Annotated in this window: 20 protein-coding genes and 1 tRNA gene; 7 read left to right on the forward strand and 14 right to left on the reverse strand. The window is 64.3% G+C overall.

Annotation, left to right across the window (positions count from 1 at the left end; genetic code table 11):
* Window positions 1-9: 9 nt before the first annotated feature.
* From AC13HB_RS11600 to AC13HB_RS11615, 4 genes are all read right to left on the reverse strand, one after another.
* A complete protein-coding gene (locus tag AC13HB_RS11600) occupies window positions 10-312 on the reverse strand; it encodes a gamma-butyrobetaine hydroxylase family protein (RefSeq protein ID WP_482949923.1) in 303 nt (100 codons plus the stop codon).
* 2 nt (window positions 313-314) lie between these two features.
* Window positions 315-512, reverse strand: coding sequence for a Trm112 family protein (locus AC13HB_RS11605; protein WP_482949924.1), 198 nt, complete (start codon window positions 510-512; stop codon window positions 315-317).
* Window positions 513-519: 7 nt separating this feature from the next.
* Window positions 520-1,434: a thioredoxin gene (trxA, locus tag AC13HB_RS11610; protein WP_482949925.1), complete on the reverse strand. Its 915-nt coding sequence runs from the start codon at window positions 1,432-1,434 to the stop codon at window positions 520-522.
* Window positions 1,435-1,495: 61 nt separating this feature from the next.
* Entirely contained in the window at window positions 1,496-2,017 is a 522-nt protein-coding gene (locus AC13HB_RS11615; RefSeq protein ID WP_482949926.1) for a prolyl-tRNA synthetase associated domain-containing protein, read from the reverse strand.
* Window positions 2,018-2,138: 121 nt separating this feature from the next.
* Between AC13HB_RS11615 and AC13HB_RS11620 the strand changes: the two genes are divergently transcribed.
* A tRNA-Gly gene (locus AC13HB_RS11620) sits at window positions 2,139-2,213 on the forward strand.
* Between the two features lie 137 nt (window positions 2,214-2,350).
* Here the strand turns inward: AC13HB_RS11620 and AC13HB_RS11625 are convergent.
* Complete coding sequence (locus AC13HB_RS11625) at window positions 2,351-2,737, reverse strand: helix-turn-helix domain-containing protein (protein WP_482949927.1); 387 nt, start codon at window positions 2,735-2,737, stop codon at window positions 2,351-2,353.
* Window positions 2,738-2,744: 7 nt separating this feature from the next.
* Complete coding sequence (locus tag AC13HB_RS11630; RefSeq protein WP_482949928.1) at window positions 2,745-3,731, reverse strand: LysR family transcriptional regulator; 987 nt, start codon at window positions 3,729-3,731, stop codon at window positions 2,745-2,747.
* Between the two features lie 81 nt (window positions 3,732-3,812).
* Between AC13HB_RS11630 and AC13HB_RS11635 the strand changes: the two genes are divergently transcribed.
* The 4 genes from AC13HB_RS11635 to AC13HB_RS11650 all read left to right on the forward strand — a co-directional run bounded on the left by AC13HB_RS11635 (window position 3,813) and on the right by AC13HB_RS11650 (window position 10,983).
* Complete coding sequence (locus AC13HB_RS11635; RefSeq protein WP_482949929.1) at window positions 3,813-4,451, forward strand: hypothetical protein; 639 nt, start codon at window positions 3,813-3,815, stop codon at window positions 4,449-4,451.
* Window positions 4,452-4,459: 8 nt separating this feature from the next.
* Window positions 4,460-5,050 (forward strand): GNAT family N-acetyltransferase, encoded by a 591-nt coding sequence (locus AC13HB_RS11640; protein WP_482949930.1) that lies wholly within the window; start codon window positions 4,460-4,462, stop codon window positions 5,048-5,050.
* Window positions 5,047-5,598 carry an isochorismatase family protein gene (locus tag AC13HB_RS11645; RefSeq protein ID WP_482949931.1) on the forward strand — a complete coding sequence of 184 codons (552 nt, stop codon included), beginning with the start codon at window positions 5,047-5,049 and terminating at the stop codon, window positions 5,596-5,598. The genes AC13HB_RS11640 and AC13HB_RS11645 overlap by 4 nt, the downstream gene beginning before the upstream one ends.
* Window positions 5,599-6,057: 459 nt before the next feature.
* Complete coding sequence (locus AC13HB_RS11650) at window positions 6,058-10,983, forward strand: NAD-glutamate dehydrogenase (protein ID WP_482949932.1); 4,926 nt, start codon at window positions 6,058-6,060, stop codon at window positions 10,981-10,983.
* Here AC13HB_RS11650 and AC13HB_RS11655 read toward each other — a convergent pair.
* The 7 genes from AC13HB_RS11655 to htpX form a co-directional block, all read right to left on the reverse strand.
* Window positions 10,980-11,852, reverse strand: a complete 873-nt coding sequence (locus AC13HB_RS11655) for a dienelactone hydrolase family protein (protein ID WP_482949933.1) — start codon at window positions 11,850-11,852, stop codon at window positions 10,980-10,982. The genes AC13HB_RS11650 and AC13HB_RS11655 overlap by 4 nt on opposite strands.
* 66 nt (window positions 11,853-11,918) lie before the next feature.
* Entirely contained in the window at window positions 11,919-13,514 is a 1,596-nt protein-coding gene (purH, locus tag AC13HB_RS11660; protein ID WP_482949934.1) for a bifunctional phosphoribosylaminoimidazolecarboxamide formyltransferase/IMP cyclohydrolase, read from the reverse strand.
* Between the two features lie 61 nt (window positions 13,515-13,575).
* Window positions 13,576-15,477 (reverse strand): polysaccharide biosynthesis protein, encoded by a 1,902-nt coding sequence (locus tag AC13HB_RS11665; protein ID WP_482949935.1) that lies wholly within the window; start codon window positions 15,475-15,477, stop codon window positions 13,576-13,578.
* Window positions 15,474-17,237 (reverse strand): heparinase II/III family protein, encoded by a 1,764-nt coding sequence (locus AC13HB_RS11670; protein ID WP_482949936.1) that lies wholly within the window; start codon window positions 17,235-17,237, stop codon window positions 15,474-15,476. Before AC13HB_RS11670 ends, AC13HB_RS11665 begins: the two co-directional genes overlap by 4 nt.
* A 5-nt stretch (window positions 17,238-17,242) precedes the next feature.
* A complete protein-coding gene (gene rpe, locus AC13HB_RS11675) occupies window positions 17,243-17,902 on the reverse strand; it encodes a ribulose-phosphate 3-epimerase (RefSeq protein WP_482949937.1) in 660 nt (219 codons plus the stop codon).
* A 71-nt stretch (window positions 17,903-17,973) separates the two neighbouring features.
* Complete coding sequence (locus tag AC13HB_RS11680; protein ID WP_482949938.1) at window positions 17,974-19,272, reverse strand: RsmB/NOP family class I SAM-dependent RNA methyltransferase; 1,299 nt, start codon at window positions 19,270-19,272, stop codon at window positions 17,974-17,976.
* Between the two features lie 68 nt (window positions 19,273-19,340).
* Window positions 19,341-20,237 carry a zinc metalloprotease HtpX gene (gene htpX / locus AC13HB_RS11685; RefSeq protein WP_482949939.1) on the reverse strand — a complete coding sequence of 299 codons (897 nt, stop codon included), beginning with the start codon at window positions 20,235-20,237 and terminating at the stop codon, window positions 19,341-19,343.
* A gap of 57 nt (window positions 20,238-20,294) precedes the next feature.
* Here htpX and AC13HB_RS11690 point away from each other — a divergent pair, with 57 nt between their 5' ends.
* Window positions 20,295-20,495: a DUF1674 domain-containing protein gene (locus AC13HB_RS11690; RefSeq protein WP_482949940.1), complete on the forward strand. Its 201-nt coding sequence runs from the start codon at window positions 20,295-20,297 to the stop codon at window positions 20,493-20,495.
* A gap of 103 nt (window positions 20,496-20,598) precedes the next feature.
* Window positions 20,599-21,021, forward strand: coding sequence for a hypothetical protein (locus AC13HB_RS11695; RefSeq protein ID WP_482949941.1), 423 nt, complete (start codon window positions 20,599-20,601; stop codon window positions 21,019-21,021).
* 22 nt (window positions 21,022-21,043) lie between these two features.
* On the opposite strand, the gene pyrF is transcribed toward AC13HB_RS11695, so the two are convergent.
* Window positions 21,044-21,742, reverse strand: a complete 699-nt coding sequence (gene pyrF / locus AC13HB_RS11700; protein ID WP_482949942.1) for an orotidine-5'-phosphate decarboxylase — start codon at window positions 21,740-21,742, stop codon at window positions 21,044-21,046.
* Window positions 21,743-21,770 lie beyond the last annotated feature (28 nt).

Below are 21,770 nucleotides of genomic sequence, written 5' to 3' on the forward strand. Positions count from 1 at the left end.
GGCCCCGGGTCAGGCCGCGCTCTCGCCCAGGGCGTAGAGATAGTCCCAGGTGAAGATGCCCGAATCGTGCCCGTCATCGAAGACGAGGCGCACGGCATAGCGCCCGACCGGTTCGGCCGCGGTGACGAGTACGTTTTCCTTGCCCGTCACGGTTTTCTTCTGACCGGGGCCATGACCCTGGACTTCAGCGCTTGGGCTTTCCACCCGGAGTGTCTCGAAGGGGATATCGAATTGCTGTCCGTCGTCGAAAGCGACATGGAGGGCGCGGTCCGACTTGGAAAAGCGCAATTCATTGGGCCAGGGGCGGCTCACGCTCAGCTCTCCAGCTTGCGGGCTTCGTCCGGCAGCATGACCGGAATGCCGTCGCGGATCGGGTAGGCGAGGCCTGCGCTTTCCGAAATCAGCTCGCCGGCGGCCTTGTCATAGGTCAGCGGGCCCCGCGTGACCGGGCAAACCAGTATTTCCAGAAGTTTGGGATCGATTTCGCGCTCGGCGCGCTTGGTATCGCTCATATCGGCCTCAGGAGAACAGGATGGAAGAGAGGCGGCGGCGGCCGTCCTTGGAAACATCGCTCATCGGGCCGGCGGCCTCGAACACCTTGAGCAGGAGCGTACGCGCGGCCTGATCGTTCCACTCGCGATCGAGCGCGGTAATGGCGATGAGCTGGTCGACGGCACCCTTGTGATCGCCGCTGGCCACAAGGGCTTCGGCGAGATCATAACGTGACTGCAGGTCGGACGGATCCGCATCGATCTTCTGGCGCAGGACAGCCGTCTCGGAATCGTCGGCCGGCTTCCCGGTGGCAAGCTCGAGCGCCGCCCGTGCGCCGTCGATCGCGGGGTCGTCCGCACGGTCGGCCGGCACCTGGTCGAGGATCTGCTGCGCCTTTTCGATGTCGCCATTCTTGAGCCAGACGCGCGCCAGGCCGGCGATCGCACCGGGATGACCCTTGTCGGACTGGAGTACGGCAGCGAAATCCTGCGATGCACCACCGAGATCGCCGGTCTCAAGCGCCGCCAGGCCGCGATCGACCATCGCCTTGAGCTCGGCTTCGCCTGGCCCCTTGCCGGTGATGCGGTTGATGAATTCCTTGATCTGGCTTTCCGGGAGGGCTCCCATGAAGCCGTCCACAGGCTGGCCGTCCTTGAAGGCGAACACGGCCGGTATCGACTGCACGCGTAGTTGCTGAGCAATGCCGGGGTTCTCGTCGATGTTGACCTTGACCAGCCGCACGTCTCCGCCGGCCTCGCGAACGGCTTTTTCGATGACCGGACCGAGCTGGCGGCAGGGACCGCACCAGGGGGCCCAGAAATCGACGATGACCGGCACTTCGCGGGAGGGCTCGACGACGTCCGCCATGAAAGCCTGGTCGCTGGAATCCTTTACGAGTTCCGGCGAGGATGCGGCATTGTCGCTATCGGTGAACATGGTCATGGCGATGTCCTTGTTTTCGTCTGGTCTCTAGGTGGACGCCCTTGGGCTGCGATGCAAGCCGTCACTGCGTCGCATCGTCCGCATCCAGCAGCTTTGAGAAGTCGAATATCTCGGCCTCATGTCCGGTATGCCGGGCGAACCGCACCAGATCGTCTGCCCTGATGGCGGTCGTCGCGTCGTTGGAGAGCGGGTGGAAGTTGACCAGATCGTGCGCCATCAGCGCCTGGTCGAGAATGAAACGGACGCGATGCTCAGTGTCATTGATCAGCGCGAAAGCCGTTACCGAACCGGGCCGGACGCCGAGCGTTTCGTACAAGATGTCTTCCTTGCCGAAGGAAAGTCGGCCGCATCCAAGATGCCTGTGCAGGCGATTGATCCGGATCAGCGTCTCGCCAAGCGCCGAAACCAGGATAATGCTCCCTTTCTTGTCGGTCAGAAAGAGGTTCTTCGTGTGCCCGCCCGGGAGTTCGGCCTTGATGGACTGGCCCTCCTCGACCGTGAAAACGGGCGGGTGATCATGCGTCCTGTAATCGATTCCGAGTGCATCGAAGCAGGAATAGAGCTGGTTTCGCGTCGCTGGCATGCCCCTTTTGAAGCCCGCTGTGCATCCATGTGCAAGAGGACGGAATCAGGTGCTTGCAATTCGGCGGCGATTGCGCGATATACCCCGCTCCCCGGCGGGGCTTGTCCCCCGCAAATCATGAGCGGGCGTAGCTCAGGGGTAGAGCGTCACCTTGCCAAGGTGAATGTCGTGAGTTCGAATCTCATCGCCCGCTCCATTCTCTCTCTCCATTCCAGCATCCGGTCTCGCGGCGTGAGCACACTGTTTGCCCTCATGTCGAGCCGCGTTACGCGCAAAACAAAACGGGCCGCCCGGAGGGCAGCCCGTTCTTCAACCGATGAGGTTTGAATCCGGTCAGTCGGCCAGGGAGCGCAGCAGGTCGATGACCCGGCGGCGCACGGTCTGATCCTTGATCCCGGAAAACGCCGAGGCGAGCGCAAGCCCGTCCGGGCTGGCGATGAAATCGTAGAGCGTGTCGGAGTCATTGCCCTTCAGCTCCGAAGAGCCGTCTTCCTCGAGGCCCTCGAAGAAATAGGCGACCGGCACTTCCATGACCTTGGCCACATGGAAGAGACGGCTGGCACCGATTCGGTTCGTGCCGCGCTCGTACTTCTGGACTTGCTGAAAGGTCACGCCAAGCTTTTCGCCGAGTTCGGACTGGCTCATGTCCATAAGGCTGCGGCGAAGGCGCAGACGAGCCCCCACATGCTGGTCGATACTCGTTGGGCCCCTAGCGCTCATGTCGTCCTCATGTCTTCGGTTTGATTACTTCGATGTCGCAGAATTCACTCGGGTGATAGAATTCCTCGCGGAACCATGGGTTGCTTCTACGCTCGAATAGGCCGGCAATCCAGTCGCCAGCACATTTCACTCTTCCAATACCTTGTCCGCCCGGTAAATATTTCAACCAGAACTTGATGTCCTGATGGAAGTCATAATCGAGCACGACAAGCTCATCAGCATACAAGGCAGCGAGATAGGTTGGTGCCATCGCGATACCGCCACCATGGCGGATCGCCTCAAACAACACCGAACTCATGTCTGTACGGAACGAATATTTAATGAGGGAATCGGTGGCTTCGGCGGCCTGCCCCCAGATTGCGAGTGAGCGGTCATACTGCTCAAGCGTCAGAAACCTGAGGTTCAAGACGTCCGCGATGGACTTCGGCACCCCGTATGTCGTGATGAAGTCCCGGGAAGCAACCGGCATGTAGTGAAGCGTGCCGAGCTGGACCGCGTAGGTATCCATCGCCTTGTCTTCAACGAAGGTCACTTCCAGAGCCGGGGCATTCTCTCCTCCGAAACCTGACTCGTCCCGGATCAGCCGCAGATCGATCTCGGGATTGACGCGCATGAATTCCGGGACGTGCCGGGCGACCCAATACGTGCCCAGCCCGTCCGGCAGGCGAAGCGTGACCTGGCCGGTCAGCGCGCGGTCCTGACCGGCGACGCGGTTTTCGATCTGCTGAGCCGAGCGCTGCATGGTGATGACGAAGTCGAGCGTCGTCTCGCCGGCGGGGGTGAGCAGGATGCCGTCGGCGCGGCGCTCGATCAGCTGGCTTCCCAGGCGGCTCTCCAGTTGCCGCATGCGTTTGCTGACCGTCGACTGCTGGCAGCCGAGCGCCGCCGCCGCGGCGCTCATCGAGCCGGTCGTCGCGACGGCGTGAAAGATCTGGAGATCGTCCCAGTCGAACACATTGCGCCGAAGGTCGATGGTTGGTTTCAGACTATCCACTATTCCAACTTTGACGAAGCCGCATCTTTCGCGCGGTGTTAACGATTAGGTAACCATATTTACCCTGGAGGGCGACGCGTCATGTCGACACTCGAAGCACACCTTAATCGAGACGAGGCAGCCGTACAATTTCCGCTTGAGCGGTTGGACAGGGCCTTTGGTTCCTTGGACTTCGAGCCTGTCCGGCTCGACCAGATCGAGGAGTTTCATGCCCTGGCGGACGAATTGATCGATGGCGAGATCGCCAGTGCCGAGGATATTGCACGCGTCCAGGCCTGGACGCAGCGATCGCTCCACATGCGTCGATGGAATGGCCGCCCTGACGGTTTCGTTGCGTCCATACCGTTAACGGAATCCGGGGTGGAAGCCCTTTTCGACGGTGAATTCGGCTTCGACAATGCGAAGCGTGAATGGGTCTGCGGGCTCGACGAGAAGGCCGCTGCCCTGCTTTCCTGGGGCCTGGCCGGTCGCGATCCGCATGCGCAGGCAGCCGCTTTGCGGGCATTGCTTGTGGGATGGCGAGGCTTTTACTCGGATGTCCACGTCTATGCGCGGGCCCGTACGGTAGAGGGCAAGGCATTGATGAGAAAGCTGGGTTTTGACGTCTGCGCCTACCCTGACGGCGAGAACCCGCTCTTCCGTAGTAATGGATTTCCCAAGAGGATCGGCGATATGTTGCTGAAAAGAACTGTGCTTTCGGAATGGGAGCTTGCTTCATGAAATCCGTGATGGCTGATAGTCTGAAAGTGACGGTCGCCAGGACGCTCGACGAGGTCGTCATGGCGATGACCCTGCGCGGGGTGATCTATCTGGGCGAACAAATGGCGCCCTATCACGAGGAATATGACGGCAATGACCTGGTCGGCGCGTCTCATCTGGTCTGCTGGAAGGCGAAGGAGCCGGTTGGTGTCCTGCGACTTCGCTGGTTCGCCGGCTTCGCGAAGGTCGAGCGTGCCGCGGTGCTCAAGCCTTATCGGCGTGACGGCGTGATGCGCCTGCTGATGCAGGAGGCTCTGCGCTATGCGGCTCGCCGCGGATATCGCAAAGTGCTTGGCCATGCCCAGCTGAACCGCGTAAAATACTGGCGTTCGCACGGGTTCCGCGTACGCTCCAATCGCGAACCGTTCGGTTTCTCCGATTATGAATACGTGGAGATCGAACGGGATCTCGTCCCGCCCGCCAACGCAATCGGGCTCGACACGGATCCAATGGTCATCATTCGCCCGGACGGCGAATGGGACAGGCCCGGACCGTTCGACCTGTCGCTTGAGCGAATGGTTGAAGAAGAGAAGAAGAAAGAAGCCGAGGAAGCCGCATGAATTCTGTCGTCCCCTGCCTGATCTTGCTGGATTGTCAGAGTGATCAGGTCGAAGGGCCGGATGGACGGATCGATGCCGAGAATGCGGCTGTTATCAGTCGGATCGGGCAGCTCCTGCACCATGCCCGAAACGCCGGATGGAAAGTCTGCCATTCCCAATATGTCGGGGACGGACCTAAATCGGCCCGCTCGCCGATCTCCTCGTTGCGTCCGACGGCGAAGGAACCGGTTTTCCTGCGCCGGGGCCTTTCAGCCTTCTCCGACCCCTTCCTCCACCAGGTTCTGGCACGCAATACCGGCGGCCCTTGTCTTCTGGTCGGCTTCTCGGCGCCCTTCTCCATACTTGCGACGGTGTTCGACGGTGCGTCGCGGGACCAGACGATGACGGTCGTGGCTGACGCTGTCGGTTCCCGGCCGGTCGAGCCGCGGAACGTGACCGATACGCGCCGCATGGCGTTCGACCTGATCGGCCGGATCTCCCCGCTCATGTCCTGGGACCAGCTCCACTCGGACTGGAAGGTCGACGCGGGAGCGGAACCGGTTCGCTGATAGCGGCTGCCAAGTCTCCGTTATGACGGCACGATCGGGCGGTGCGGCGCTCTGCCGCAGGCAGGCCGGACATTATTACCGATTTTTGATGGCGCCAGCCTCTTGGATTCCCGGCGCGCGACCCTAAATCTGCAGCATGACGCAAGGCGTGCCGGCACCCTCCCCCCTCGTCCGGCATGCAATTGATGCGTCATTGCAGATCAGGCCTCAAAAGAGCGTCCCCCCAGCCTGCCATTGAGGTCTGCCAGGCACCGCCGGGATCCCCTGTCCCTTCCCGGCGGTGCCGCTATCTCCCCATGGCGTGGCGTCGATGGCCTCAGGCGGCCGCAGGCTTCGGTTGCGGTGTCGATCTGAAAACGAATGGCACGTTTGCGTTTTCAACGGTGTAGATGTCTTGCACGGCACGCAAACAGGTCTAGGCTCAAAGCATAAAAACACCAGACCACAGGGAGCGCCACCATGGGGGCGGTCGTCGGAGTCGCGCACGCTTATTCCCGCGCAGAGTTCATGGAAGCCGCGCGCTCGCGCTGGCAAGAGCTTTTCGGCAATGAATGCGGCGAGACAGGGAATTCTTTCTTCTCGCAAATCTATGATGATGCCTTGGCAGAGGACCTCGAGCGGGTCGGAGCGGCGGATCTTGCCGCGCTGAGCGTCGATTTCTGGTCTTTCGGGGCATCGCGGCCCGGCGACGACATCCTCGTCCGAATGCGTTCGGCAACCCGTGCCGACGGCAGTGAACTGCCGCGCGACGTTCTCGAGATCATCGGCCGGGACCGGCCCTTCATCGTCGATTCCGTGATGGCCGAGATCGGCTCCCAGGGTCACGACATCACCGCGATGTTTCACCCGATCGTCCAGGTTCGCCGGGACGCCGGAGGAGCACGGGTCGACGAAGGCGGGCGCTGCCTGCCCGAATCGATGATCCAGGTTCATCTTCCACCGCTGGACGAGCTCTCCCGCCGGACCCTGATCGACGCCGTTACTGCGACGCTCGATGACGTTCGCGTCGCCGTTGAGGACTGGTCGGACATGCGCGCCCAGATGGACGAGGCGATCGAGCATCTCGGCCAGGCGCGCACGCATGCGTCGAGCGAGGAAATCGCGGAATCCCTCGAATTCCTGCGCTGGCTGCGCGACGATCATTTCGCCTTTCTCGGCTGCCGCATCTATGATTTCGAAGTGGCGGGCGACGGTTCCATGGCCTCGCGCCAGCCGCAGGTGCGGCCGGACAGCGGTCGCGGCGTGCTGCGCGATCCCGAGCGGCACGTTCTGCGCAAGGGCTCGGAACCGGCTGTTCTCACCCCGGCCATCGAGACCTTCCTGCGCGAGCCGAGCCCGATCATCGTGGCCAAGGCGAACATGAAGTCTCGCGTCCACCGTCGCGTGTACATGGATTATATCGGCGTGAAGCGCTATCGCGAGGACGGCGCCGTCATCGGCGAGATGCGCTTCGTCGGCCTCTTCACGGCTGAAGCCTACGATCAAAGCGCCAGCGCCGTTCCGCTGATCCGCCGCAAGGTCCGTCGCGTCCTCGAGCGCGCGGGCAAGACGCCCGGCACGCACAATGCCAAGAAGCTGCGCAATACGGTCGAGAACTATCCGCGCGACGAGCTGTTTCAGACGGATGAGGACGATCTGCTGGAGATCTGCCTCGGCGTGCTCCATCTGCACGACCGGCCGCGCACCAAGCTCTTCATCCGCCGCGACCAGTTCGACCGTTTCGTCTCCGCCCTGCTGTTCGTCCCGCGCGATAGGTATAATTCGAAGGTGCGCGAACAGGCCGGCGAGCTGATCCGCGATGCGTTCGGGGGTCGTCTGTCGGCCTTCTATCCGCAATTCGGCGACAGTCCACTCGCCCGGGTCCACTATATTATCGGCCTCAATCCCTTCGATCACCCGGAGCCCGACGTTCCCGATCTCGAGCGCCGGGTGGCGCGTCTCGCGCGCACCTGGGAAGATGATCTCGAGACCCATATCCGCCGCAATGCGCCGGAGGAAATCCGCCTGCGCATGCCGGCCTATCAGGATGCTTTCAAGGCCGGGTATCGCGAGCTCTACGATCCTGAAGAAGCGCTGGCCGACGTTCTCAAGCTGGAATCCCTCGACTCATCGGACAAGGTCGCCGTGCGCGTATATCGCGAGCCCGACGACAGCCCGATCGAGCTGCGGCTGAAAATCTACCGCGTAGGCAAACCGGTTTCCTTGTCCCGTGTCATGCCCGTACTGGAGAATCTCGGTCTCTACGTCGTCCAGGAGACGGGCTTCCCCGTCGACCGGCGCGGCGCATCCGGCGAGCCGGCCGATAGGGCCTATGTCCACGATTTCGAGATGAAATCGGACGCGCTCGAGGAGTGCTCCCTGGAAGAGGTCGCGCCGATTCTGGAGGACGCGCTGCTCGCCATGGCCGAGAGGCGCGCCGAGGATGACGGTTTCAACCAGCTCATCGTGAAGATAGGCGTGACCTGGCGCGAAGCCGCCTTCCTGCGCACCTGCGCCCGCTATCGCCAGCAGACGGGCCTCGACCCGTCGCAGGCGATCCAGGAAGAAGCGCTGGCCGCCTATCCGGACATCGCCAAGGGCCTGCTGGAACTGGCGCGCGTCAAGTTCGATCCGGATTACACCGACGACCAGAAAGCCCGCTCCGATGCAGTCTGGGATGTCAGCGGGCGTCTGCGCAAGGCGCTCGACGATGTCGCCAGCCTCGACCATGACCGCGCCCTGCGGCGTATCTTCCACCTGATCGAAGCGACGCTGCGCACGAATTTCTACCAGACCGGTACGGACGGCAAACTGAAGCCGCGCATTTCGATCAAGATTGCCAGCGAGCTGCTGGAGGAATTGCCGCTTCCCAAGCCCTATCGTGAGATTTTCGTCTGGGCCCCGGACGTCGAGGGCGTCCATATCCGTTTCGGTCCTGTCGCCCGGGGCGGCCTGCGCTGGTCGGATCGCCGCGATGATTTCCGCACCGAAGTTCTGGGCCTCGTGAAGGCCCAGCAGGTCAAGAATGCGGTCATCGTGCCGGTCGGCTCCAAGGGTGGTTTCTATCCCAAAGCCCTGCCGCGCAATGGCAGCCGCGACGAAGTCTTCGAGGCTGGCCGCGAGGCCTACAAGACCTTTATTCGCGGTCTCCTCGACCTGACGGACAATATCGTCGACGATGCGGTCGTCGCGCCGGAGAACACGATCTGCTGGGACGAGGACGACCCCTATCTGGTGGTGGCTGCCGACAAGGGAACCGCGACCTTTTCCGATACCGCCAACGGCCTTGCCACCAGCGAGTTCGATTTCTGGCTCGGCGACGCATTCGCCTCGGGTGGTTCGGCCGGCTACGACCACAAGAAGATGGGCATTACGGCCCGCGGCGCCTGGGAGTCGGTCAAGCGTCACTTCCGCGAAATGGGCAAGGATATCCAGTCGGAGCCTTTCACCGCGATCGGCGTCGGCGACATGTCGGGCGATGTTTTCGGCAATGGCATGCTGCTCTCGCGGCATACCCGCCTCGTCGCCGCCTTCGACCATCGGGACATCTTCATTGATCCCGATCCGGGCGATCCCGAAACAATGTGGCAGGAGCGCAAGCGCCTTTTCGACCAGACCCGCTCGTCCTGGCAGGACTACGACACCTCTCTCATCTCGAAGGGCGGCGGCGTGTTCTCACGGAGCAACAAGGCGATCACCCTGACTGACGAGATCAAGGCGCTGACCGGTCTCGACCGCAATTCCGTAAGTCCGCAAGAGCTGATCGCGGCCCTGCTCAAGGTCGATGTCGAACTGCTCTGGTTCGGCGGTATCGGCACTTATGTGAAGGCAACGCACGAGCAGCATTGGGAAGTCGGCGACAAGACCAATGACGGTCTGCGTGTCAATGCGGACGAGGTTCAGGCCAGGGTCATCGGCGAAGGCGCCAATCTGGGCTTCACCCAGGCGGCCCGTATCGAGTATGCGCGCCATGGCGGCCGGGCCAATGCCGACTTCATCGACAATTCGGCCGGCGTCGACAGCTCGGACCATGAGGTCAATATCAAGATCCTGCTCAATGCGATGCTGCGCTCCGGTGAGATGGGCCGGGACGATCGCGACACCTTGCTGGAATCGATGACCGACGATGTCGCGCGCCATGTCCTGCGCCACAATTACGACCAGACGCTCGCGCTCAGCCTGAGCGAACAGTCCGCGCTCGCGGATCTCGACGCCCATGAACGATTCATGGCTCGGCTCGAAGAGCTCGGCCAGCTGGACCGCGAAGTCGAAGGCCTTCCCTCGGTCGAGGTCGTGCGTAATCTCAAGGCTCGCGGACAGGGCCTGACCCGGCCGGAGCTGGCTGTTCTCATCTCCTATGCGAAGATCACGCTGTTCGACCAGCTGGTCGCCTCGGAAGTCCCCGATGATCCGCATTTCAAGTCGATGCTGACCAATTATTTCCCCGAAGCGCTCCACCGCTTCTCGGATGCGATGGACGGTCACCGGCTGAAGCGCGAGATCATCGCTACGGTACTCGCCAACGAGATGATCAATCTGGGCGGTCCGACCTTCATCCACCGTGCGATCGATTCCACCACGGCCTCCGTGCCTGCTATCGCGCGGGCTTTCGAAGCGGGCCGCTCCATATTCGGCTTTGCCGAGCTGACGGAAGCGATCAACGCGCTCGACAACCAGGCACCTGCCTCGGTACAGGCCAAGCTTCACGAGGAAATCATCCGCCTGCTCCGCCGTCAGACCTACTGGCTGGCCCGGCGAGGCCGTAATAATGCTGCCGTTCGGGATGAGACGATCACGTCGGTGATCGAATCCTATCGTCCCGGCGTGCAGGAATTGCGGGGCATGGCGCACGAGATCATTTCCGAGCATGAGCGCCGGGGCGTGAAGAAGCGAGCCCAGGCCTTCGTGTCGGCGGGAGCGCCGGCCGAGCTGGCCCGCATGGTCGCCGAGCTGCGCCCGCTGACAGCGTCGACGGATGTGATCGACATGGCCAATGATTTCGGCTGGCCGCTTGCCTCCACGGCCTATGTCTACCATGCCGTCGGTGCGCGATTCCGCTTCGACCGCCTGCGCGGTCTGGGCGGCGAGGTTTCCTCGGAGCTTCACTGGGACCGCCTGGCTGTGCGGCGTCTGATGGAAGATTTCTACGCCAGCCAGCAGGCCTTCACGACATCGGCCATGCGCTTCGCCCAGGAAGCGGGCGGTTCGCTCGCCGCCGGGGTGGAAGATCCCTCGCGGGACTGGGCGGACAATCTCGTCGAGGCCTGGAATACGGTCAATGAGGAAGAGGCCGGCCGGGTCGACTCCGTTCAGAAACAGCTGGACCAGTCCGGTGGCTGGACGCTCTCGAAACTGGCGATCGCCTCGACACAGCTCGGCGAGATGGCCGGTATCGTCCAGCCCTAGCGGGCGGCGAGTTCGCGCTCGAGAATCTCCACGATGCGGGCGCGCGCCCTGGCTGCCGCGTCCGCATCGTATTCCATGCGCGGATCCGGTGGCTGGTTGGGCTCGTCGAAGGCATGGGTCACGTCCGGCCATGTCTCGGCCTCAACAGAAAACCCGTTGGCGATCATGCGTTCGAACAGTCGCGAGCAGGCGCCCGGCGGCGCCACGATGTCTCGTCCAGCAAGAATGACGTGCAGCGGGATGTCCGGCATGGCACGTCCGTCGGTCCGGACGGGGAACCCGCAATAGGGATAGACGGCGACCGCCGCCCGCACGCCGGGCAGCTCCGTCATGCCGCCGGGTATGTTTTCGAGCGAGGCTGGCGCCAAACCCTCTCCGGCATAGCCCAGTGCGTCCAGAACGCTCCAGCCGCCATGACTCCAGCCGATGATGGCCAGCCGTTCGCTATCGATACGCGGATCACGCCGGGCCAGTGCGATGGCGGCGGTGATATCGGCGGCGCGTTCCTGGCCGAGAAGGCGTTGCGCGGTGCAGACCTGGGTCATGGCTTCGAAACGGCCAATGCCTCTCGGTGTGTTGGAATCGACCGTGATGACGGCGAAACCGGCTTCTCGGAGGGCTGCGCCGTAATCGGCCTGCACCTGCCGCAGGCCGCCGCAGCCATGGAATAGCAGGGCCGCGGGGACAGGCCCCTCTGCCGACGCGGGATAGCGGACCGCGCTATGCGCTTCGATCAGCGCGATTTGCGCGTCGAGTGTTCGCGTGGGAACGCTCAACCCGGTGAGATTGCCCACTGCACAAGCCGCCAGACCCGTGCCGGCAAGCCCGGCCGCAGCGATGAGGGTTCGTATCCAGCGTTTCAGCGTCATGGCGACAACCTGACGCCCAACGCACTGATCCGTCAACGTTAAACGGATTTACACGCAGCCGATGACCTAGTGGCGGAAGTGGCGCATGCCGGTGAAGACCATGGCGATGCCGGCCTCGTTGGCGGCCTGGATGACCTCTTCGTCGCGGATCGAGCCGCCCGGCTGGATAACCGCGGTCGCCCCGGCTTCCGACGCGGCGTGCAGGCCGTCGGCGAAGGGGAAGAAGGCGTCGGAGGCGCAGACCGAACCCTGGGTGCGCGGCTCGTCCCACTTGTTCTCTGCTGCTGTCGCCTCGGCTTTGCGAACGGCGAGGCGGGCCGCTTCCAGACGGCTCGTCTGCCCCATGCCGATCCCGGCGGTGGACCCGTTGCGGGCATAGACGATGGCGTTCGATTTCACGTGTTTGACGACTTTCCAGGCAAACATGAGATCGGCCAGTTCGGCTTCGGTCGGCGCGCGCTCCGTCACCGTCTTCAGATCGCCGGGTGCGATCATGCCCGTATCGCGCTCCTGGGTCAGGAGTCCGCCTGCGACCGTCTTGGTCAGCCAGCCGGTCTGCTGCGGATCCGGCATGCCGCCGGTCAGCAGGACGCGCAGATTGGCTTTGCCGGAGAGGACTGCCAGAGCATCCTCGTCCGCATCCGGCGCAATCACGACCTCGGTGAAGATTTTCACCAGCTCGTTGGCCGTATCGGCATCGAGCGCCCGGTTCATGGCGACAATGCCGCCGAAGGCCGAGATCGGGTCGGCCGAGAAGGCTTTCTCATAGGCTGCGGAAAGATCGTCGTGGACAGCAACGCCGCAGGGGTTCGCGTGCTTGACGATGACCACGGCAGCCTTGTCAGTGGCATCGAACTCGCCGGCCAGCTCGAAGGCGGCATCGGCGTCGGCCAGATTGTTGTAACTCAACGCCTTGCCCTGAATCTGGCGCGCCGTGGCGATTCCGGCCCGGTTCTCGGAGGTGGCGTAGAAGGCGGCTTTCTGGTGCGGGTTTTCGCCATAGCGAAGGGATTGCGCCAGCGCGCCGCCGAAGGCGCGGTAGGCCGGAGCCGGCTCATCGAGAACGTCCGCGAACCAGTTGGAGATCGCCGCGTCATAGGCCGCCGTTCGGGCATAGGCCTTGGCGGCGAGACGGGTGCGCAGATCGAGTGTCGAGGCGCCTTCATTCGCATCCATGTCCGCAAGGACGGCATCGACATCCTCGCCATCGACGCAGACGGCGACCCAGGCATGGTTCTTGGCCGCAGCGCGGATCATGGCGGGCCCGCCGATATCGATATTCTCGATGCAGCTGGCATTGTCGGCGCCCTTCGCAACCGTCTCCTCGAACGGATAGAGATTGACGTAGAGCAGGTCGATATTCGGGATGCCGTGTCCGGACATGGACTCCCGGTCGTCGGAACGGTCGCGGCGGCCGAGCAGTCCGCCATGGACACGGGGGTGAAGCGTCTTCAGGCGCCCATCCATCATTTCGGGAAATTCGGTGACCTCGGAGACGTCCTTCGCAGGAATGCCGGCATCGTTCAGAGCCCGGAGCGTTCCGCCCGTGGACAGAATTTCCACGCCGGCATCCGCCAGCTTGCGGCCGCGGTCGACCAGTCCGGTTTTGTCGGACACGGAAATGAGGGCGCGCCGGATCGGTGCAAGATCGTGATCGGACATGGGCAGGGCTCCATTCATTCAGCTCGGCATCCGCGGCGAGTAATCAGGCTCCGCGAGCAAGTCAATCGGCATGCGCGAGCGGGCGCAGCGCGCACAGCGCGCCGAGGGCCGCAATTGCAGCATCCCGGTCACGCTCGTCCACGGCCGCGAAGACTTTCGCCAGCGCCTGGTCGATGGCGACCGGGTCGATTTCGGGACCGTTGATGGACCAGACCCCGTCCACCGAAGTCTGTTCCGTGCGTTCGAAGTCGTGAACCAGGGCTTCGTGGCGCTTCTCGCCCGGGCGCATCCCGATGACCTTCACAGCGCCGGGGGCGTCGGGGTCGCGGCCGCGCAGGCGAAGAAGCTGGCGGGCAAGGCGCAGGATGGAGACGGGCTCGCCCATGTCGAGGACATAAAGCGCTCCGTTCAGTGCCGGATCGGCGGCCGTCTGCGCCGCCGCGGACAGGACGAGGCCGGAGGCCTCCTCCACTGTCATGAAATAGCGCGTGGCGTCCGGGTCCGTGACGGTGACCGGCTGGCCGCTCTCGATCTGACGTTCGAACAGCGGCACGACGGAACCGGTCGAGCCGAGAACATTGCCGAAGCGCACGACGCAGATGCGCGTCGCGCTGCCCCGCGCCGCCGACGCGCGCGCATAGAGTTCAGCCGCCCGCTTGGTGGCACCCATGACATTGCCAGCATCGACCGCCTTGTCCGTCGAAATCAGGGCGACGACATCGGTCCCGCAGGTCTGGGCAATTTCGATCGTGTTGGCGGTGCCGACGATGTTGGTCCGCACGGCTTCGGCCGGGTTGAGCTCGCTCATCGGAACATGTTTCAGCGCTGCGGCATGCAAGACGACGTCAGGACGTTCGGTCTCGAATACGTCGCGCAGGCGGTCGCGATCGCGGACATCGCCCAGCACGGAGCGCCAGGGTGTGGCTGGTATGCGGTTCGTGAATTCGAGGTCGATCTCGTAGAGATTGGCTTCCGAGGCGTCGTAGAAAATCAGCTTTTCGGGCTCCAGCTCCGCGGCGAGCCGCGCGAGCTGTGAGCCGATTGTTCCGCCTGCGCCGGTAATCAACACCCGCTTGCCAGCGATCAGCGGCCGCGCCGGATCCAGTTGCGGCGGGCGCGGGGGGCGGTTCAGCAGGTCCGCCGCTTCTATCGGCGAAAAGGCCCCCGGTCCTTCTCCGGGCCGCGAACGTGAGAGTTTCGCTCCGGTCCGGGCTGCGATTCGCACCAGTTCATTGACAACCTGGACACCTGTGGCGTCGCCAGCCAGCACGATACGCGGCATCTCCTTTTCCGACGTTGAGAGGCGCTTGATTGCGGCTGGCAGGGCATGCATGCCACCCAGAACGGGTACGCCCCGAATGGCGTGCCCGGTGAGGGTGGAGCGCGGCTCGATCAGGCCCTTGGGTCGCAAGGGTGCCGATCCATTCCGACGTTCCAGTTCGCGCAGGGCTTCGTCGAGTTCCTCGGCCGAGCCGACGAGGATCGCTGCCGGCTTGGACCGGTCCTCGATGCGAAACACGCCGCGCAGGCCCTGGGTCCGCAATACGGCGACGCCGAGGCGGGGGACCAGGAGGAGAAAGATCAGGATGGGGATGTCGATCAGGATGCTGGTCCGGGGAAAACCGTCCAGCCGATTGATCAGGAACAGGATGGGCAGAAAGATCAGATTGGCGACCACCGCCGCGCGTACGATGCGTGCTGCATCGTTCAGCGCGGTGTAACGCCACAGCCCGCGATGCAGACCTTCCAGGGGAAACACCAGTGCACAGGCGAAGGTGAACACCACTACGGACTGCAGGATGATGAGTTCCGGCGGATCGGTCGGCTCGAAACGATATCGCAGCCGTACGGCCGCCCACATGGAGATTGCGCCGGCCGCGAGGTCGAACAGGGCCACAGCAATCATGGATAGCCTGTTGCGGGTCGAAGCCGTTTCCGGCGCGTTAGGCCGCGGTGTGCTCATGCGGTTTCCCCCCCGGCGCCGCCTATGCGCCCGAGGCGCTGAAAAGCCCATCTTACCCGATTGGGCGGTCTGTCACCGGCCCCGAAAGGCTCGGCCTCTCCCTGTATCACAATCTGCGTCGCCCGTTGAGGTGGTGCACCAGCAGCGAGATAGACCGACCGCTCCAGCCGGATCGGGCCGCCATCCGTTCTGAAGCGCCAACCATCGCCGTTCGGCTGTACCAGAAGGGCGCTCATCGAGTCGCGTGACAGAGAGGCGCGGATATCCGGGTGGAGATGGAAGCGGATCGCGAAGGGCCATCTCACATCGACATCGTCTGGCGGTCCGGCGGCAACCGGTCTGAACAAGGCGTCCTCGCCGCGCAGATCGCCCCCGTCGGCCGCCAGAAAGACACGGCGGCGATGCAGGAGACCGTAGAGATCACGATAGCCGTCATGAATGCCTTCCAGCCAGACACCCATCTCTTCCTCGTTACGACGAGCCGTCACCGATCCCGGTTCCGTCGCGAGGCGGGGACCGAGCAGGTCGCGCCTCCAGCCAGGCGCGAAGAGACGGGCGGACGAGGTTTCGTCGAGGGTCAGCGTCGAATGCGCCGCCGTCGCGCGGACCGCCTCGCGCCAGCTTGAGGGTTGATCGTCATGCCAGCCGCAATTGACCACGAGCCGGCCGCCGCTGGTGCACAGTTCAAAAGCGAGCGCGCTGGCATGCGCGTCCGTCGAGAGCGGACCGCGTGGCGCCTTGCCGACGTCGAGCAGGATGGTGGCGCCGCCGGCCTCGGCTCTCTGAAAGCCGGTATGAGGCGCAAAGCCGAAGGGCTTGGCTTTGGTGTCGTCGCGTTCGAGGACGGTTTCCAGGGCGCCGTGATCGCATTGGCCGCCGCCATGGAAGCTGGCAAGGCCTCCATCGGACATGCGGAAGAAGCGCGTCATCGGGGCGAGCCGGTCTACCGCGCGTCCGATTTCCGAGGGCAATTCAGCGCCGACAGCACTGGAGGCGTCACGCACGGTGATCAGGTCGATCAGGGCTTCCGCACAGGCACGCGGGGAGCGCGAGACATGCCCGCCATCCGGCAGGATCTGTCGCTGGACTTCCTGCGCGAGGGCCGCGATCCCGGCCTTTTGCAAGCGCGATTGGCGCGGCAGACAGAGCCCGGTCAGGGTGAGCGCCGCCGCGCAGCGCAGCCGGACGGTTCCGTCATGCGCCAGCGGCATGGAGCGCTGGACATAGCGGGCCTGCCGCAGGAGGGCCCGCAAACGGCCCGCCCGCCCCCGCTTGTCGTCATCGCTTCCGAACAGTGCATCGCCGCAGCGCAGCCAGTTCATCATGCGGGCCGAGAGAATGTCGTGGGACCAGGCGAAGCTGTTCCAGCGTCCGAATTGCCGGATCCATTCGTCGACCAGTTCGCGCGAGATGTCCGCGGCATCGGCGCTGTCGGCGGCGAGGCTGTCGCGCAGCCAGTCGAAACCGTGAAGACGCCGGGCGAATGCCCGGGTGGGGGCCAGTTCCGTCCAGATTCCCGTCGGCTCCGGTGCACCCAGATTTTCGCCGGCGAGCTGGAAGCGGCCGGCCATGATCGCATCACCCCGGGCAGCGTCGGGGGCGTAGACATCGTCCGGGATGGTCGCCAGTTCGCCGGGCGTCAGCGCCAGCGGGCGCATGCCTGGCACGATTCCCATGGCATTGATGGTGGAGGACGCTTCGCGCCGCGCCGCGGTGACCATTGCGGCGGCATAGTCGGACAGACGCACCGCTCTAACCATGGCGCTCAGCCCCGCAGGGCTGCGATATTGTCGCGATAGGCGTCCGGACCGCCCTTGAAGACGGCGGAACCCGCGACGAGGGCCGCAGCGCCTGCATCGATACAGGCTCTGGCAGTCGCCGGGTTCACCCCGCCATCCACCTCGATAACGGTATCGAGGCCGCGGGCTACGACCCGCTCGCGAAGGTATTCGATCTTGCGCAGCTGATCGTCGATGAAGCTTTGGCCGCCGAACCCGGGATTGACGCTCATGACCAGAACGAGGTCGAGCTGGTCGAGGACATAGTCGATCGTGTCGGGGTGCGTGGACGGGTTGAGCGCGGCGCCGGCCTTCACGCCCGCCTTGCGGATGGCCTGGACGGTTCTGTGAAAATGCGGCCCGGCTTCCGGATGGGCGGTAATGATGTCCGCTCCGGCTTCGACGAATTCGTCGATATAGGGGTCGACGGGCGTGATCATGAGGTGCACGTCGAACGGCTTCTTCGAGTGCGGGCGAAGCGCTTTCACCACGCCCGGTCCGATCGTGATGTTCGGCACATAATGACCGTCCATGACATCGACATGGATCCAGTCGGCGCCGGCTGTGTCGATCGCGCGGACCTCCTCGCCGAGCTTGGCGAAATCGGCCGAGAGGATGGACGGCGAAATGATCACGGATGAAGCCATGCGTTTTCCGATAACAGTGCGCCTGTAACAGCGCAAGCGGACGCGCCCGCCAGTGGGTGAAATCTGTTGATTCAGCCTTGCTTCTGGAAGCGCGCGATGAAGAAACCGTCAATGCCGCCGAGGCCCGACCACATGGCGGGCGTCAGACGCAGCCAGCCTTGCTGGCTCAGGCCGCGATCCATTTCCGGGCATTCTTCGGACCGGATCGGCACTGTCTTCAGCTCGCGGTGGGCTTTGAGCAGGTCGGCGGCGAATTCCTCACCCTCTTCCGGCTGCAGCGAGCAGGTGCAGACGACCAGGCGTCCGCCCGGCTTCAACATACGGACGGCAGAGCCGGCGAGCTCTCGCTGAAGTTTGGCCAGCTTGCCGATGTCCGAGGGGCGCTTGATGACGGTTGCCTCGGGGTGGCGGCGCAAGGTGCCGGTGGCCGTGCAGGGGGCATCGAGAAGGACGGCGTCGGGGCGTTCGGCGGGCTTGAAGCGGCGGCCATCCGCGATCTCGATCTCGGCGCTCAGGCCGGTCCTCGACAGGTTTTCATGCAGGCGTTTCAACCGGGCCTCCGACGTGTCGACCGCCGTGACCCGGGCGCCGCGTGCCGCCAGCTGCAGCGTCTTGCCGCCCGGTGCTGCGCACATGTCGATCACGCTTTCGCCGGGCTGCGCGCCCAGAAGCATGGCCGGCATGCTGGCGGCAGCATCCTGCGCCCACCAGGCACCTTCACGGAAGCCGGCAAGCGCCCGCACATCGCCGACGCTGTTCAGGCGCAGCGATCCGTTCGCCAGGACCCGGGCGTCGAGAGCCTCAGCCCACTTGTCTCTTTCCGCCGGGTTTTTCAGCGTCAGGTCGAGCGGCGGCGTAGCCATCATGGCATTGACGATGCCGCTGAGCCCGCCCGGGCCGTAGGCGGCCCGCCAGCTTTCGCGCAGCCAGTCCGGGAGATTGTCGCGGGGCACGGTGCCCTTGAGCACCTCGCGGCCCTCCCGGTCCACTTTGCGCAGAACCGCATTGATCAGTCCCTTCAGACGATGGGAGTCCTGCCGCTCCGCCGCCAGTGACACCGCAGACGAGACGACAGCGTGTGCCGGGCTGTCCAGCCAGAGCATTTGTGCGGCACCGGTGACCAGGATCGCCTGGGCGCCGTCTGACGTTTCCGACAGCGGCCTGGAGAGGAACTTGTCGAGCACGGTCCGGGTCTGCCCGAGCCGGCGGAAGGTCACGGCCGCAATGGCGCGGGCGAAAGCGCGGTCCCGGACGCTCATCTCCGCGAAGCCGGGTGCGTGATCGAGCGCCGTCTCGAGCATACGCTTCTGCTTGATAACGGCCGTAAAGGCGTGGGCCGCGGCACGGCGCGGTGCGAGTCCGTCTGTCATGGCGAGCCAGCTAGCACGGCCGGGCGACATGGTCTAATGCGCGTCGCCGTCCGGCCGTGTTGCGAGCGTCAGCCCCAGGGGCCGCGCGCCGACCAGGGGCCGGGCTGAACGTGCGCCGCTGCCCCGGCCATTCGCCGCAGCGCCGCAATCCGGTTGGCCGTATCCGGGTGGGTGGAGAAGAGATTGTCCATATTCCGCCCGTTCAACGGATTGATGATGAACATGTGGGCCGTGGCCGGATTGCGCTCGGCTTCCGGATTGAGGGTGCGACGCGCATTACGCTCGATTTTCTCGAGCGCGCTGGCCAGGGCCATGGGCTTGCCCATGATCTCGGCGCCCACCCGGTCCGCTTCGTACTCGCGGGCCCGGCTGATGGCGCTCTGGACCAGCATCGCGGCCATGGGCGCAAAGATCATCAGCGCGATGCTCGCCAGCAGACCGCCGCGATTATTGCCGCCGAAGAAAAGCGCGAAATTCGCCAGCATGCCGATCGCGCCGGCCAGCGTGGCAGTAATCGTCATGGTCAGCGTGTCGCGGTTCATCACATGAGCCAGCTCATGCGCCATCACGCCCTGGACCTCTTCGCGGTCGAGCCGCATCAGGAGGCCGGTCGTCGCCGCGACGGCCGCATGGGACGGGTCCCGGCCGGTTGCGAAGGCATTGGCCTGGTCGGTTTCGATGACGAAGACGCGCGGCACCGGCATGCCGGCGCGCCGCGCCAGCATTTCGACGTCCGCGGCATACTGGCGGAGGCGCGGATCGGCCACGTCAGGCCCGATCTCGCGGGCATTGTGCATGCGCAGGACCATGTCCGCGGAATTCCACCAGGCAAACAGATTCATCACGCCGGCCACGATCAGGGCGATCATGGCGCCGGCCGTGCCACCGATCAGATAGCCCACACCCATGAAGAGGGCCGTCATGCCGGCCAGCAGCAGGAAAGTGCGAAGCGTATTGGCAGTCATGTGCGTAGTCTCATCCTCTGTCTTGGCGCGTGCGCCCGTCCGGCCTATCTAGATGGTATGAGCGATGCAGACGAACAAGACGCCGAACCGCCGAAAAAGACGCTGAGCCCGGAGGCACAGCGCGCCCTGGCGGAAGCGGCTGCCCGGCGCGAGGCAGCACAAGCCGAGGCACAGCCCGTCGAACTGGGCGGCCGCAAAGGTCCCGAACCGACGCGCTTCGGCGATTGGGAAAAGAAGGGCATTATCTGCGACTTCTGAAGGCTGTGGCGCTGTCAGGAATGCCAGGCGAGCGCGGCGGTCAGGTTTCGCCTCTCACGGGCGCGGCCTTATCCGGACGCTGTTACCGGTCTATTGTGCCGGAATGAGACATCTATCCGTCATAGCCGGTCTGGCCCTGGCCGTCTTTGCGAGCGGACTGGCCGCAGCCCAGGACGCCCCGGATCGTGACTGTACCCTCTCGGATATCGATGCTGCCCTGTCTGGCTCCTATTCGGGGCCGGGGTGCCGGTTCACGATCGAACCGTCGCCAGGTATGACGCCGGAAGGACGCCCGGTCGTTTTACCCGACAGCTTCTTCCGTGGACCGGGCGCGGGCGGCGTCGAGCGCCAGGCCGGGCCCGTCTTCCTTTATCGCGGTATGATACTGGTCTCGTCTGCGGGCGGAGTCCGCGTGGCGACCTTACCGGTCTCCGGCGGCATGATCCGGTATCAGGACGGCGTCGGCGCAAGCGTGCCGGTGACGGCGCCCGTGATCGCTCCGCGACGGGCCTATCCGGGCCGCTGAGAACGATCCGCGAGAGCCGCCATCAGGCCGGCACGGATCCCATTTCGGCGATGATATCGCGCGCCGCTGCGGCCGGATCGTCGGCCGCATTGATCGGACGGCCGATCACGAGGTGCGTCGAGCCGTCGGCCAGTGCGGCCGCGGGCGTGGCGACGCGCTTCTGGTCGCCCGCAGCGGTACCGGCAGGCCGGATACCCGGCGTTACGATCAGGAAGCCGCTTCCGAAGCGCTCGCGGATTTCGGCGGCCTCGTGCGCACTGGCGACAATCCCGTCCATGCCGGCGTCAAGCGCCTGTTCCACCCGGCGCAGGACAAGGTCCCGGGCGCCGTGGGCATAGCCCATCTCCGCCAGCATCTCGTCGTCGTAACAGGTCATCACGGTCACGCCGAGCAGGCGCAGCCCGCTCGTCTCGCGCCCGGCTACCGCAGCCTTCATGACCGCCGGTTCGGCGTGCACCGTAAGCAGATCCGCACCGCATCCGGCCAGATTGCGGGTGGCTTTTTCGACCGTGGCCGGGATGTCGTGGAGCTTGAAGTCCAGAAAGACCTGTTTGCCCGCCTGCTTGAGGCGGTCGGACAGCGCCATCCCGCCGACGGGAAAGAGCTGGAGACCGATCTTGTAGAAACTGACAGCATCGCCAACGGACTCGACAATGGCCCAGGCGTCTTCGGTTGTCGGCTTGTCCAGCGCGACAATCAGGCGGGGATCTGCGTGTGACATGACGGCGCTTTTACGCGCGGTCGGGGCG

Source organism: Maricaulis sp. B-26, from assembly GCF_056857855.1.